The following is a 14,214-nucleotide window of genomic DNA, read 5'->3' on the forward strand; positions in this document are numbered from 1 at the left end:
GCGCCACGCGGCCATGTCCCCGTGCCCCGAAATACCCCCCCGCACACCCGCGAACGCTCCGAAGCGGCCCCGAAGGAAAGGCGGTTCGTCCATGCCCAGAGTCCTCGTCATCGGCGAGTCCTGGTTCACGTACACGGTCCATCAGAAGGGCTTCGACGCGTTCCACACCGCCGAGTACACCGAGGGCGGCGGCGTCTTCCTCGACGCGCTGCGCTCGCGCGGCCACGAGGTGACGTATGTGCCCGCGCACGAGATATCCACCCGGGTCCCGGACACCGCCGCCGGCTTCGACGCGTACGACGTCGTGGTCATCAGCGACGTCGGGGCCAACAGCTTCCAGCTGCCGCCGGCGACGTTCAACCGCTCCGAGCCCGCCCCCGACCGTTCGGAGCTGGTGCGGGACTTCGTCGAGCGCGGCGGCGGGATGCTGATGATCGGCGGCTACCTCACCTTCAGCGGCATCGACGCCCGCGCCCGCTGGGGGCGTACGCCCCTGGCCGCCGCCCTGCCGGTGACCCTGCTCGACCGCGACGACCGGGTGGAGCTGCCGGCCGGCGCCGTACCCGAAGTGGTCGGCGGGCACACGGTGGTGGCAGGCCTCGACCGGACCTGGCCCGCGCTGCTCGGCCTCAACGAGGTCGTCGTACGACCGGACGCGGCCCTGCTCGCCGAGTGCGCCGGGCATCCGCTGCTGGCCGTCGGCGGCCACGGCACGGGCCGGTCGGCGGCCTTCACCTCCGACGTGGCACCGCACTGGGCGCCGCCGCCCTTCCTGGAGTGGGACGGCTACCCGGAGCTGTGGGACCGCTTGGTGCGCTGGCTCGCGGGGGAGGAGCTGTGACGCGGGAACAGGGCACACCCCACATCTCCGCCGCTCCCGGCGACTTCGCCCCGCTCGTGTTCATGCCGGGCGACCCGCGTCGGGCCCGGCGGATCGCCGAGACGTTCCTCGACGACGCCCGGCTCGTCACCGACGTGCGAGGCATCCTCGGTTACACCGGCAGCCATCGGGGCGTACCGATGTCCGTCCTCGCCTCCGGCATGGGCATCCCGTCGGTGTCGATCTACGCGACGGAACTGTTCCGGCACTACGGGGTCCGCCGGATCGTCCGGGTCGGCACGGCGGGCGCGCTCCCCGCCTCGGTCGCCCTACGGGACGTCGTCATCGCCTCGGCCGCGCACACCGACTCCAGCGTCAGCCGCCTGCTCGTGGACGGCGTGACGCTCTCCCTCGCCCCCTCCTACCGGTCGCTGCGCGTGGCCGTGGACGCGGCGGACGCCGTCCAACGGGAGGCGCCGGACGAGGCGGCCGTGCACATCGGCCCGGTGTTCTCCAGCGATCACTTCTACCTCGACCGGCCCGCGGTCCTCGACGCCCTCGAACGCCGGGGGACCCTCGCGGTCGAGATGGAGGCGGCCGGGCTGTACGCCGTGGCCGCGGCGGAGGGCGGCGAGGCCCTCGCCGTACTGACCGTGTCGGACCACGTGCGCACCGGAGAGGCCCTGTCCGCCCGTGACCGGGAGACCTGTTTCGACCGGGCCGTCCGCGTCGCCGCGGCCGCGCTGCTGGCCGACGGGTGAAGACCACGGAATTTCCCCCGGAAGAAATCAAACAGAAACCCGTCGGCATAGCCAAAACGTTTTGCACTTCCTACTGTCGACGCATCCCCTTCCCCACACCAAGAGATACAAAGAGCAGAAAATGATCAGGAGGTCGATGACGATGAGAAGTTACGGACCGGGAGCCGCCGTCGTGGTGGCGGGAATGCTCGTACTGGCCGGGTGCGGGGGGTCGGGCCCGGACGACTCCGGGGCGTCCTCCTCCGGAAAGACCCGCATCAAATTGGTGGTCAATGGAGGGCTGGGCGACAAGTCGTTCTTCGACTCCGCCCACGAGGGCCTGAAGCGGGCGGAGAGCGAGCTCGGCTACGAGCTGAAGGTGGTCGAGCTGGGTTCGGACCGTACCAAGTGGGAGCCGGGCTTCGAGGACGCGGCGGCGGCCGACGACTACGACATCCTCGCGGCCGGCACCTTCGACGTCACCGACTACATCGGTGAACTCGCCCCGCAGTACCCGGACAAGAAGTTCTGGGTGTTCGACTCGACCGTCGACTACAGCGGCAAGAACGGCTGTTCCAACAAGTGTGAGAACGTCTATTCGGTCACCTTCAAGCAGAACGAGGGTGGATATCTGGCCGGGTTCCTCGCCGAGAAGCTGGTCGCCGAGAAAGCGCTCAAGGGTGCGGAATCCCTGAACAAGGTCGGTGTCATCGGGGGCGTGAAGATCCCCGTCATCGAGGACTTCATCGTCGGATTCAAGGCCGGATTCAAGGCGGCCGGCGGCAAGAACTCCGACGTCCTCGTGCAGTACGTCGGCGGCGACAAGCCCTTCGGCGACCCGGCCAAGGGCAAGGAGATCTCCACCGCGTTGTACGGGCAGGGCGCCGCCCTGGTGTGGCCGGTCGCCGGGCTCTCCGGACTCGGCACCTTCGAGTCGGCCGCGAGCGCCGGCCGCTACACCTTCGGCGTCGACTCCGACCAGTACCGGACCCTCACCGACACCGCCCAGAAGAACACCGTCGTCACCTCGATCCTCAAGAACGTGGGCAACGCGCTCTACAAGGCCGCGGAGGACGACAAGCGGGACAGCGTGAAGTACGGCGCCGTCGAGAGCGTCGGCCTCGACGAGGACGCGGTCGGCTACGTCGACGACGACCACTTCGAGGAGCTGGTGCCCCAAGGCATCCGTACCGAGCTCCAGGAGGCCGCCGACAAGGTGAAGTCCGGTTCCGTCACGGTCCCCAGCGCCTTCTGATCCCCCTGATCCCCGAACGGCCTTGAGATGAACGAGTCATGGGACCCGGCCGGGCCCGTCGTCGCCACCCGCGCGGTCACCAAGACGTACGCCAACGGCGTGCGCGCGGTCCGCGGCGTCGACCTCGACGTACCGGCCGGTGAGATCCGCGCGGTCGTCGGCGAGAACGGTGCCGGCAAGTCCACGCTGATGAAGCTGTTCTACGGCCTGGAGCAGCCCACGTCCGGCGAGATCCTGATCGGCGGCCGGCCCCGCGTGCTGCGCGGCCCGGCCTCCGCGATCGCGCTGGGCGTGGGCATGGTCCACCAGAACCTGATGCTGGTGCCGTCCTTCACGGTCGCCCAGAACGTCGTCCTCGGCGTCGAGCCCGGCCGCCGGGGTCTGGTCGACGCCAAGGCGGCCGTCGAGGCCACCGCCCGCCTCGCCGAGGAGGCCGGACTCGCCGTCGACCCGCTGGCCCGCATCGACGAGGTGTCGGTCGGCATGCGTCAGCGCGCCGAGATCCTCAAGGCCCTCCACCGCCGCGCCGGGGTGCTGATCCTGGACGAGCCGACCGCCGTCCTCACCCCGCAGGAGACGGAGGACCTGTTCGCCGCCGTACGACGCCTGCGCGACGGCGGGATGACCGTCCTGTTCATCTCCCACAAGCTGCGCGAGGTACGGGAGATCAGCGACAGGGTGAGCGTGATGCGCGCCGGCGCGCTCGTCGGGACCGTCACCACCGCCGACACCACCGAGCGTTCCCTGGCCGCGATGATGGTCGGCCGCGAGATGTCCCTCGACGTGGCCCGGGCCCCCGCGCGGCGCGCCGCGACCACGCTGCGGGTGCGCGGACTGGACTACGACACCCCGACCGGCCGGTCCCTGCGCGGACTCGACTTCGACGTCGCGGCCGGCGAGATCGTCGGCGTGGCCGGCATCGAGGGCAACGGGCAGACCGAACTCGCCGAGATCCTGGCCGGGTTGCGGCGGCCGAGCGCGGGCACCGTACACGTCGGCGACACCGACACCGCCGGGCTGGACGTCGCCGGCCACCGCCGGGCCGGCATCGGCTACGTCCCGGAGGACCGCCTCCACGACGGGGCAGCCCTGGACGAGTCCATCGCCGACAACCTCGTCGTCGACCGGCACGACCGCCCGCCCCTCGCCCGCCGGGGCGTCCTGCGCCCGGCAGCCGTACGCGCCCACGCCGAGCGGCTCATCGAGGACTACGCGATCCGCACCCCCGACGCGTCCGTCCCCGTCCGGGCGCTGTCCGGCGGCAACCTGCAGAAGGTCGTCGTCGCCCGCGAACTCTCCGCCGGACCAAGGCTGTTGATCGCCTCCCAGGTCACGCGCGGGGTGGACATCGGCGCCATGCGCTTCATGTACGAGCGTCTCGTCGCCGCCCGGGACGAGGGCGCCGCCGTCCTGCTCATCTCCGCCGACCTCACCGAACTCCTCGCCCTCTCCGACCGGTTGCTCGTCCTCAAGGACGGCTGCCTCGTCGGCCGCTTCGACGACACGGGCGGCCTCACGGAGAAACAGGTCGGCCTGTACATGCTCGGGGTCGAGCAGCACGACCGTGGCCGACTGGCAGCGGGGCTGAAGGGCGCGGCGCCTGCGACTGGTGCGCCTGGTGCCGGTGGCGCGACAGGAGCGGCCCCGACGGCCGACACCGCCCCCATGGCCGACACCGCCCCCACACCGGGCCCGACTCCCACGCCCGGTCCGGCCCCTGCGTCCGGTTCGGAGTCGGCGTCTGGGCGGGATGTCGGTGCCGGTCCTGCGGCCGGTTCGGAGTCGGCGTCTGGGCGGGATGTCGGTGTCGGTCCTGCGTCCGGTCCGGAGTCGGCGTCTGGCCGGGATGTTGATGCCGGTCCTGCGTCCGGTCCGGAGTCGGCGTCTGGCCGGGATGTTGATGCCGGTCCTGCGGCCGATTCGGAGTCCGCGCCCGGCCCGCACGTCGACACCGGCCCTACGGCCGGGCCGGCCCCCGCGCCCGGTCCGCAGGACGCGCCCGATCCGGCCCCAGCCCCCGGCCCGCCCGCCGACGCCGGCCCCACCACCGATCCGGACGACGACGATTCCGGCGACTCCGGGAAGGCGACCGCCGAATGACCACCAGCCCTCCGACCACCCTCATCGAGAGCGAGGACCGCCGGGAGTACAAGGCCACCCGGCGCCGCGGCCTCGCCGTCGACCTCGGCATGACCCTGGCGACCATCCTGGCCGCGCTCGCCATCGGCTTCCTCGTCATCCTCGCCACCGGCAAGGACCCGGTACGGGCGTACGAGGCCCTGCTCACCGGCCCGTTGGAGCGCTCCTTCCGCGTCGGCCGCTGGCTGGAGGACGCCACCACGCTCACGCTGCTCGGCCTGTCGGTGGCCATCCCCTTCCGGGCCCGGCAGATCAGCCTGGGCGCCGAGAGCCAGCTGTACGCGGGCGCGCTGGCGGCGGCCACGGTCGCGGTCTTCCTGCCGCTGCCGCCGGTGGCCGCCGTGATCGTCCCGCTGGTCGCCGCGGCGACGGCCGGGGCCGGCATGGGCTTCGTACCGGGATCGATGAAGGCCCGGCTCGGCGCCAACGAGATCGTGGCGACGCTGATGCTCAACGCCATCGTCGTCCGCGTCTTCGACTACCTGGTCAACGGCCCCCTGAAGGAGCCGGGCAGCAGCGCCGTCCACTCGGAGCGCATCCAGCCGGACTCCGCGCTCACCCCGCTCACCGAATGGCTCGGCATCCCCTTCGGCCGCGCGAACGTCGGCTTCCCGCTGATGCTGCTCACCGCCGTCGCGCTGTGGCTGCTCATCACCCGCACCCCGCTCGGCTATCGCATCAGGATGACCGGCTCGAACGCGCACTTCGCCGAGTACGGCGGTATCCGGGTGCCGCGCGCCATCGAGTGGAGCTTCGTCATCGGCGGGGCGGTCGCGGGGCTGGCCGGAGCGCACCTCGTGCAGGGCGTGTACGGACGCCTGGAACCCGGGCTCGCCGGGAGCCTCGCCTTCGAGGGGATCGTGGTGGCGCTGCTCGCCCGGAACAACCCGCTGGTCGTCGTGGTCGCCGGCCTCTTCTACTCCTACCTGCGCGCCGGGGGAGACATCATGGAACAGCAGACGGACGTGGGCACGGAGATCGTGGTCGTGATCCAGGCGGTCATCGTGCTGCTGGTCACCGCCCAGGCTCTCCCCGACCTCCTCAAGCGGCGCCTCGCCCGCAGGCAGGCCGACACCTCGCGCAAGCAGTCCGGCACCCCGCGCGCGAAGGCGGGTGCACGATGAACGCCGTCCTCGACGTCATCCTCAGCAGCGCCTTCCTCGCGGCCGTCCTGCGCGTCGCGACCCCCTACCTGCTCGCGGCCATGGGCGGCCTCGTCGCCGAACGCGCCGGCATCAGCAACATCGCCCTGGAGGGCCAGATGCTGAGCGCCGCCTGCACGGGCGCGCTGGTCGCCGGCTACAGCGGATCGGTCGCCGCCGGCGCCCTGGCCGGGGTCGCCGTGGCCGTCCTGCTCGGCCTGCTGCTCGCCGCGCTCCGGCTGGAGCTGGGCGCCGACGCGATCATCGCCGGCATCGGCCTCAACCTGCTCGCCTCCGGCGGCACCGCCTACGCCGTCTTCACCCTCCTCGGCGACAAGGGCGGCACCTCCGGTCTCAAGAGCGGCACCCTGCCGACGATCACCCTGCCCGGCATCGAGAGCATCCCGGTGGTCGGCGAGGTCCTGAGCGGCCAGAACATCGTCACCTGGCTGGCCTTCCTCGCCGCCCCCTTCGTCGCCTGGCTCTTCTACCGCACCCGCTTCGGCTTCCACCTCCGCGCGGTCGGCGAGATGCCGGACGCCGCCGCCTCGGTCGGCATCGCGGTACGGCGCGTCCAGTACGCCGGGCTCGCCCTCAGCGGTGCCCTCGCCGGCCTGGCCGGGGTCTTCCTCAGCATGGGCTACGTCTCCTTCTTCGTCCGGGACATGACCGCCGGCCGGGGCTACATCGCCCTCGCCGCGGTGTTCCTCGGCGGACTGCGCCCCTGGGGCGTCTTCCTCGCCGCCCTCGGCTTCGGCGCCGCCGAGGCCCTGGCCGTACAGCTCGGCACCCTCGACGTACCACCCCAGCTGGTGTCGACCATCCCGTACGCCATGACGCTCCTCGCCCTCGCGCTGTACGCGTGGCGCAGGAAGCGGCGGGGCGTGGGGGAGGTGGCTCCGGCCTCCCTCTGAGCCCACCCCTCGACGAGGTCCGACGGCCCGCGCGCGCACGGTGGTCGGACCGCCCGTTCCTCCGGCCTGCCCGGAAACCCACCCTCACCCTCACCCTCTCCCGGAAGGGACACCCACCCATGCCCCGACACCGACGGCGAGTCCGCCGCGGCCACCTGGCGCTCGCCGGCCTCACCGCCTCCGCCCTCCTCGGAGGCCTCGCCTTCGCCGGCGGCTTCGCGGCGGACGCGGCCCCCGCGGCGGACAGCGCCCAGAAGAAGACGCAGCACGGCATCACCCTCCTCGACACGCTCACCGTCCCCGCCGGCACCACCGAACTCGGCATGCCCTTCGGCGGGCTGTCCGGCATCGACTACGACCCGAAGACCCACACCTACGCGGCCCTCAGCGACGACCGCTCGGAGAACGGCAAGGCCCGCTTCTACTCGCTCCAACTGCCGCTCAAGGGCGAGGAGTTCGCTGAAGACAAGCCCACCCTCGACACCCTGACCGTCCTCGACGACACGACCGGCGAACCCTTCGCCGCCAAGGCCGTCGACCCGGAGGCGATCCGCTGGAACCCGGACGGCGAGGGACTGCTGTGGACCAGCGAGGGCGCCTCGGCCTCCGGACAGCCGGCGTTCGTCCGTGAGACGTCCGCGTCCGGCGCGTACGTACGCCAACTCCCGCTGCCGAAGGCGTACGCCCCGGTCCGCTCGGAGTCGGGCACGCTCACCGCCGGGGTCCGCAACAACCAGGCCCTGGAGGGGCTGACCCTCTCCCCGGACGGCCGCAAGGTCGTCACGATCACCGAGAACGCGCTCGTCCAGGACGGCCCGGCGGCCGGACTGACCGCCAAGAGCCCCTCCCGGCTGCTGGTGGCGGACCGCCGTACCGGCGAGGCGGAGGCCGAGCACGTCTACGAGGTCGACCCGATCTCCGCCGCGCCCACCGCCCCGCTGCCCGCCCCCGTCGGCACGTACGCGGCGGACCGAGGAGTCTCCGAGATCCTCGCGATCAACAAGACCGACTACCTCACCGTCGAGCGGTCCTTCGCCTCCGGCGTCGGCTTCGCGATCCGCCTGTACTGGACCACCACGCGCGGCGCGACCGACATCAGCGGCAAGCAGGCCCTGACCGGCTCCGAGAAGCCCATGCCGAAGACACTGCTCTACGACTTCACCCTCTCCGGCACGGACGCCGACAACGTCGAGGGCATCACCTGGGGCCCGACCCTGCCCGACGGCTCCCGCACACTCGTCCTCGTCGCCGACGACAACTTCGGCTTCAACGGCAGCGTCACCAAGTTCCACCTGCTGTCCGTCCGCCCCGGGCTGCTGACCGGCGGTTTCCCCACCGCGCCGAAGCAACCGTCCACGGTCGACGTCCAACTGCTCTCCTTCAACGACTTCCACGGCAACCTGGAGCCGCCCACCGGGCGTGACGCCAACCTCGGCTCCAAACTGGACGCGAAGTCCACGCCGGTCGGCGGCGCCGAGTACCTGGCGGCCCGGCTCAAGCAGCTCCGCGAGGGCACCGACGCCTCGCTGACCGTCGCCGCGGGTGACGTCATAGGCGCCAGCCCGTTCCTCTCCGGCCTCTTCCACGACGAACCGACCGTGGAGTCCATGGAGAAGCTGCACCTGGACGTCACGAGCGTCGGCAACCACGAGTTCGACGAGGGCACCGAGGAACTGCTGCGCATCCAGCACGGCGGCTGCCACCCCGAGGACGGCTGCTACCTCGACGGCGAGCCGTACGACGGCTCCGCGTTCCCGTGGCTCGCGGCCAACGTCCTCGACCGCACCACCGGCAAGCCGCTCCTCGCGCCCACCTGGGTGAAGAAGGTCGAAGGCGTCGAAGTCGGCTTCATCGGCATGACCCTGGAGGGCACCCCCCAGGTCACCGGCCAGTCCGGCATCAAGTCCGTGCGTTTCACCGACGAGGTCGAGACCGCGGACGCCGCCGCCCGCAAGCTCCGCCGCCAGGGCGTCGAGGCGATCGTCGTCCTGCTGCACGAGGGCGGCGTCCAGGCCGGCTCGTACGGGCAGTGCGACGGCATCTCCGGGCCGATCGTCGACATCGCGAAGCACCTGGACCCGGCGATCGACGCCGTCGTCACCGGCCACACCCACCAGCCGTACATCTGCTCCCTGCCCGACCCGGCCGGCAACCCCCGCACGGTCACCTCGGCCTCGTCCTTCGGCCGCGTCGTCACCGAGACGCGACTCCCGGTGGACCGTCGTACCGGTGACGTCGTACGCGACCAGGTCGCCGCGATGAACCACCTGGTGACCCGCACGGGCGCGAAGGACGCCGACCAGACGGCCGTCATCGACAAGTGGAAGGCCCTCTCCGCCCCCCTCGCCAACCGTGTCGTCGGCAGCGTCACCGCCGACATCACCCGCTCCGAGACCCGCGACGCCGAGTCGGACCTCGCGAACCTGGTCGCCGACGCCCAGCTCGCGGCCACCTCGGCACCCGAACGGGGCGGCGCCCAGATCGCGTTGATGAACCCCGGCGGCGTACGGGCGGACCTCGTCCACGCCTCCTCGACGGGCGGCGAGGCACCGGGCGAGATCACCTACGCCGAGGCCTTCGCCGTACAGCCCTTCGCCGGGTCCCTGGTCTCGGTCGACCTCACCGGAGCACAGATCGAGAAGATCCTGGAGGAACAGTTCAACGACTCCGGCACCCGCGCACCGACCCTGATGCTGGGCGTCTCCAAGGGCCTGACCTACTCCTTCTCCCGCAGCGCTCCGGTCGGCGACCGTATCGACCCGTCATCGATCAAGCTCGACGGCGAGACCCTGAAGCCGGACACCACCTACCGCGTGACCGCCAACACCTTCCTCGCCGCGGGCGGCGACGGCTTCACCACCTTCGCCGAGGGCGGGAACACGGTCGGAGGCGGTGACGACATCACCGCGCTGACGGACTACCTCACGGCCCGGAGCCCGGTGGGGCCGCCGGGGACGGACCGGGTGACCGAACTGCCCTGACGCGGCACCGGGCGCCGCCGTGGCCGACGAACCTGCCGTCGGCCACGGCGGCGTACCGAAAATGCCGGGGTGCCTCCCGGGCCCGGGCTGTACGTTGGGGACGCGCGCCGAAGAGGACGATGCGCAGATCTCCGCAGCTCAGACACCCACCACGAGGCACCCCACCGTGTTCCTGACGATCAGTACCACCGGTACGCCCGAGCGCCCCGCGACCGATCTCGGCTTCCTGCTGCACAAGCATCCCGACAAATCGCAGGCGTTCTCCACCTCCTACGGCAAGGCGCACGTCCTCTACCCCGAGGCGGACGCCGGGCGGTGCACGGCCGCGCTGCTGCTGGAGGTCGACGCGGTGGCGCTGGTCCGGAGCGGCAAGGGCAAGGGCCGTGGCGGCGCACCGGACGCGGCGCTCGCGCAGTACGTCAACGACCGCCCGTACGCGGCCTCCTCGCTGCTCGCCGTCGCGCTGAACGACGTCTTCTCCAGCGCGGTGCGCGGGCACTGCAAGGCCCGGCCCGAACTCCCGGAGCAGGTGCGCCCGCTGCGCGTCGAGATACCGGCGCTGCCCGCACGCGGCGGCCCCGACCTCGTCGTCAAGCTGTTCGAGCCGCTCGGCTGGACGGTCACCGCCGAGGCGGTGGCGCTGGACACCGAGTTCCCGGAATGGGGCGCCTCCCGCTACGTACACCTCGTGCTGGAGTCGGAGTCGCTGACCCTGGCCGAGGCGCTGCGCCACCTGTACGTCCTGCTTCCGGTCCTCGACGACACCAAGCACTACTGGGTGTCGTCCGACGAGGTCGACAAGCTGCTGCGCGCGGGCGAGGGCTGGCTCCCGGCCCACCCGGAGCACAAGCTGATCACCAGCCGGTACCTCTCCCGCCGCTGGTCGCTGACCCGGCAGGCCATGGAGCGCCTGGAACTCGTACGGCTGGCCGAGGCCGACGACAGCGAGGTCGAGGCGATCGACAACGCCGTCGAGGAGGCCGCGGACGGCGAGGCCGGGGGCGAGGAGAAGGCGACGCCGCTCGCCGTGCGGCGCCGGGACGCGATCATCACCGCGCTCCACGAGTCCGGCGCCGCGCGGGTCCTCGACCTCGGCTGCGGACAGGGCCAGTTGGTGCAGGCGCTGCTCAAGGACGTCCGGTTCACCGAGATCGTCGGTACGGACGTGTCGATGCGCGCGCTCACCATCGCCTCCCGCCGCCTCAAGCTCGACCGGATGGGCGAGCGCCAGGCCTCCCGCGTCCAGCTCTTCCAGAGTTCCCTCGCCTACACCGACAACCGGCTCAAGGGCTACGACGCCGCCGTGCTCTCCGAGGTCATCGAGCACCTCGACCTGCCCCGGCTGCCCGCCCTGGAGTACGCCGTGTTCGGCTCGGCCCGCCCCCGGACCGTCGTCGTGACCACCCCGAACGTCGAGTACAACGTCCGCTGGGAGACCCTCCCCGCCGGCCACGTCCGCCACGGCGACCACCGCTTCGAGTGGACCCGGGAGGAGTTCCGCTCCTGGGCGACCACGGTGTCCGAACGGCACGGCTACGACGTCGCCTTCGTGCCCGTCGGACCCGACGACCCGGAGGTGGGGCCGCCGACGCAGATGGCCGTGTTCAAGCAGCGCAACACCAGCGAGAAGGAGGCGACGGCAGCATGAGCGAGAACACCCGGCAGAACACGCAGCAGAACACCCGGCAGACCACCGGGGGGCGCACCCTGCCCGTCACCGACCTCTCCCTCGTGGTGCTGATCGGCGCGTCCGGCTCCGGCAAGTCGACGTTCGCCCGCAGGCACTTCAAGTCCACCGAGATCATCTCGTCCGACTTCTGCCGGGGCCTGGTCTCCGACGACGAGAACGACCAGAGCGCGACGAAGGACGCCTTCGACGTCCTGCACTACATCGCGGGCAAGCGCCTCGCGGCAGGCCGCCGGACGGTCGTCGACGCGACCAGCGTGCAGCAGGAGTCGCGCAAGCAGCTGATCGAACTGGCGCGCCGGCACGACGTGCTGCCCATCGCCATCGTGCTCGACGTACCGGAGGAGGTGTGCGCCGAGCGCAACGCGGCCCGCACCGACCGCGCCGACATGCCGCGCCGCGTCATCCAGCGCCACACCCGCGAACTCCGCCGCTCCCTGCGGCATTTGGAGCGCGAGGGCTTCCGCAAGGTGCACATCCTGCGCGGTGTGGAGGACGTCGAGAACGCCACGATCGTCACCGAGAAGCGCTTCAACGACCTCACCCACCTCACCGGCCCGTTCGACATCGTCGGCGACATCCACGGCTGCGCGAGCGAACTGGAGTCCCTGCTCGGCAAGTTGGGCTACGTCGACGGCGTGCACCCGGAGGGCCGTACGGCCGTCTTCGTCGGTGACCTCGTCGACCGGGGCCCGGACAGCCCGGGCGTGCTGCGCCGCGTGATGTCCATGGTCGGCTCGGGCAGCGCGCTCTGCGTACCCGGCAACCACGAGAACAAGTACGGCCGTTACCTCAAGGGCCGCAACGTCCAGCACACGCACGGACTCGCCGAGACCATCGAGCAGATGGAGGGCGAGAGCGAGGAGTTCAAGAAGGAGGTACGGGAGTTCATCGACGGGCTCGTCAGCCACTACGTCCTCGACGGCGGCCGGCTGGTCGTCTGTCACGCGGGTCTGCCGGAGAAGTACCACGGCCGTACGTCGGGCCGGGTGCGCAGCCACGCGCTCTACGGGGACACCACCGGCGAGACCGACGAGTTCGGGCTGCCGGTGCGCTACCCGTGGGCGGAGGACTACCGGGGCCGCGCGGCGGTCGTCTACGGCCACACCCCGGTGCCCACCGCCACCTGGCTGAACAACACCATCTGCCTCGACACGGGCGCCGTCTTCGGCGGCAAGCTCACCGCGCTGCGCTGGCCGGAGCGCGAACTGGTCGAGGTACCGGCGGAGCGGGTCTGGTACGAACCGGCCAGGCCGCTGGCCACGGAGGCACCCGGCGGGCACGAGGGCCGGCCGCTGGCGCTGGCGGACGTGCACGGCCGTCGGGTCGTCGAGACCCGGCACGCGGGCCGGGTCTCGGTCCGCGAGGAGAACGCGGCCGCCGCCCTGGAGGTCATGAGCCGCTTCGCGGTCGACCCGCGCCTGTTGCCGTACCTGCCGCCCACCATGGCTCCCACGGCCACCTCGCACATGGATGGCTACCTGGAGCACCCGGCGGAGGCGTTCGCGCAGTACAAGGAGGACGGGGTCGCGCGGGTCGTGTGCGAGGAGAAGCACATGGGTTCGCGGGCCGTCGCCCTGATCTGCCGTGACGCGGCCGCGGCCCGCGAGCGGTTCGGAGTGGACGGCCCCACCGGGTCCCTCTACACCCGCACGGGCCGCCCGTTCTTCGACGACGAGGCGCGCACCGAGCTGGTACTCAACCGGGTCCGCGAGGCCATGACGGCGGCCGGGCTGTGGGACGAACTGGACACCGACTGGGTGCTGCTGGACGCCGAGCTGATGCCGTGGTCGCTGAAGGCGTCCGGACTGCTGCGCACCCAGTACGCGGCCGTCGGCGCCGCCTCCGGCGCGGTGTTCCCGGGTGCGCTCGCCGCCCTGGAGGCCGCGGCGGCCCGTGGTGTGGACGTGGGCGAGCTGCTGGGCAAGCAGCGTGAGCGGGCCGCCGACGCGGCCGCGTTCACCGACGCGTACCGGCGCTACTGCTGGCCGACGCAGGGCCTGGACGGCGTGCGGCTCGCCCCCTTCCAGATCCTCGCCGTCCAGGGCCGCAGCCTCGCCGCGCTCCCTCACGACGAGCAGCTGGCCCTCATCGACCGGCTGGTCGAGTTCGACGTCAGTGGGCTGCTGCAGACCACCCGGCGCCTCTTCGTCGACACCGCCGACGAGGCCTCGGTGCGGGCCGGGATCGACTGGTGGCTGGAGATGACCGGCCGGGGCGGCGAGGGCATGGTCGTCAAGCCGGTCGGAGCGGTCGTACGAAGCGACAAGGGACGGCTGGTCCAGCCGGGCATCAAGTGCCGGGGCCGGGAGTACCTGCGGATCATCTACGGTCCGGACTACACCCGCCCCGAGAACCTCGCCCGGCTGCGCGGCAGGTTCCTCAACCACAAGCGGTCCCTCGCCATCCGCGAGTACGCCCTGGGCCTGGAGGCCCTGGACCGGCTCGCCGAGGGGGAGCCGCTGTGGCGGGTGCACGAGGCGGTGTTCGGGGTGCTGGCCCTGGAGTCGGAGCCGGTGGACCCCCGGCTGTGAGG

9 protein-coding genes are annotated in these 14,214 nt (G+C 71.8%); all 9 read left to right on the forward strand.

Translation table 11 applies throughout. The annotated features are described in order from the left end of the window. Positions 1–91 precede the first annotated feature (91 nt). Positions 92–841 (forward strand): glutamine amidotransferase, encoded by a 750-nt coding sequence (locus OG272_RS36940; protein WP_326575955.1) that lies wholly within the window; start codon positions 92–94, stop codon positions 839–841. Beyond that, the gene (gene deoD, locus OG272_RS36945) at positions 838–1,581 is read left to right on the forward strand and encodes a purine-nucleoside phosphorylase (protein ID WP_327727432.1); all 744 of its coding nucleotides are present in this window, start codon (positions 838–840) and stop codon (positions 1,579–1,581) included. Before OG272_RS36940 ends, deoD begins: the two co-directional genes overlap by 4 nt. A 136-nt stretch (positions 1,582–1,717) precedes the next feature. Further along, positions 1,718–2,815, forward strand: a complete 1,098-nt coding sequence (locus tag OG272_RS36950; protein WP_326575950.1) for a BMP family ABC transporter substrate-binding protein — start codon at positions 1,718–1,720, stop codon at positions 2,813–2,815. Between the two features lie 27 nt (positions 2,816–2,842). Next, on the forward strand, positions 2,843–4,915 hold the full coding sequence (locus tag OG272_RS36955) for an ATP-binding cassette domain-containing protein (RefSeq protein WP_405895539.1): 2,073 nt from the start codon (positions 2,843–2,845) through the stop codon (positions 4,913–4,915). After that, complete coding sequence (locus OG272_RS36960; RefSeq protein WP_326575946.1) at positions 4,912–6,078, forward strand: ABC transporter permease; 1,167 nt, start codon at positions 4,912–4,914, stop codon at positions 6,076–6,078. The genes OG272_RS36955 and OG272_RS36960 overlap by 4 nt, the downstream gene beginning before the upstream one ends. After that, complete coding sequence (locus tag OG272_RS36965; protein WP_326575944.1) at positions 6,075–7,010, forward strand: ABC transporter permease; 936 nt, start codon at positions 6,075–6,077, stop codon at positions 7,008–7,010. The genes OG272_RS36960 and OG272_RS36965 overlap by 4 nt, the downstream gene beginning before the upstream one ends. Before the next feature lie 119 nt (positions 7,011–7,129). Continuing rightward, positions 7,130–9,991, forward strand: a complete 2,862-nt coding sequence (locus OG272_RS36970; protein ID WP_405895540.1) for an esterase-like activity of phytase family protein — start codon at positions 7,130–7,132, stop codon at positions 9,989–9,991. Positions 9,992–10,157: 166 nt separating this feature from the next. Beyond that, complete coding sequence (locus OG272_RS36975; RefSeq protein ID WP_327727429.1) at positions 10,158–11,639, forward strand: 3' terminal RNA ribose 2'-O-methyltransferase Hen1; 1,482 nt, start codon at positions 10,158–10,160, stop codon at positions 11,637–11,639. After that, the gene (locus tag OG272_RS36980) at positions 11,636–14,212 is read left to right on the forward strand and encodes a polynucleotide kinase-phosphatase (protein WP_328224197.1); all 2,577 of its coding nucleotides are present in this window, start codon (positions 11,636–11,638) and stop codon (positions 14,210–14,212) included. The genes OG272_RS36975 and OG272_RS36980 overlap by 4 nt, the downstream gene beginning before the upstream one ends. Positions 14,213–14,214: the final 2 nt, after the last annotated feature.

It is taken from the genome of Streptomyces sp. NBC_00104, assembly GCF_045160825.1.
Lineage (GTDB): Bacteria > Actinomycetota > Actinomycetes > Streptomycetales > Streptomycetaceae > Streptomyces.

Excerpts from the sequence above, each read along its gene's own strand:
- OG272_RS36940 (WP_326575955.1), top strand. The coding sequence starts at position 92 with ATGCCCAGAGTCCTCGTCATCGGCGAGTCCTGGTTCACGTACACGGTC.
- OG272_RS36980 (WP_328224197.1), top strand. The coding sequence starts at position 11,636 with ATGAGCGAGAACACCCGGCAGAACACGCAGCAGAACACCCGGCAGACC.
- OG272_RS36955 (WP_405895539.1), top strand. The coding sequence starts at position 2,843 with ATGAACGAGTCATGGGACCCGGCCGGGCCCGTCGTCGCCACCCGCGCG.
- OG272_RS36965 (WP_326575944.1), top strand. The coding sequence starts at position 6,075 with ATGAACGCCGTCCTCGACGTCATCCTCAGCAGCGCCTTCCTCGCGGCC.
- OG272_RS36960 (WP_326575946.1), top strand. The coding sequence starts at position 4,912 with ATGACCACCAGCCCTCCGACCACCCTCATCGAGAGCGAGGACCGCCGG.
- OG272_RS36950 (WP_326575950.1), top strand. The coding sequence starts at position 1,718 with ATGACGATGAGAAGTTACGGACCGGGAGCCGCCGTCGTGGTGGCGGGA.
- OG272_RS36970 (WP_405895540.1), top strand. The coding sequence starts at position 7,130 with ATGCCCCGACACCGACGGCGAGTCCGCCGCGGCCACCTGGCGCTCGCC.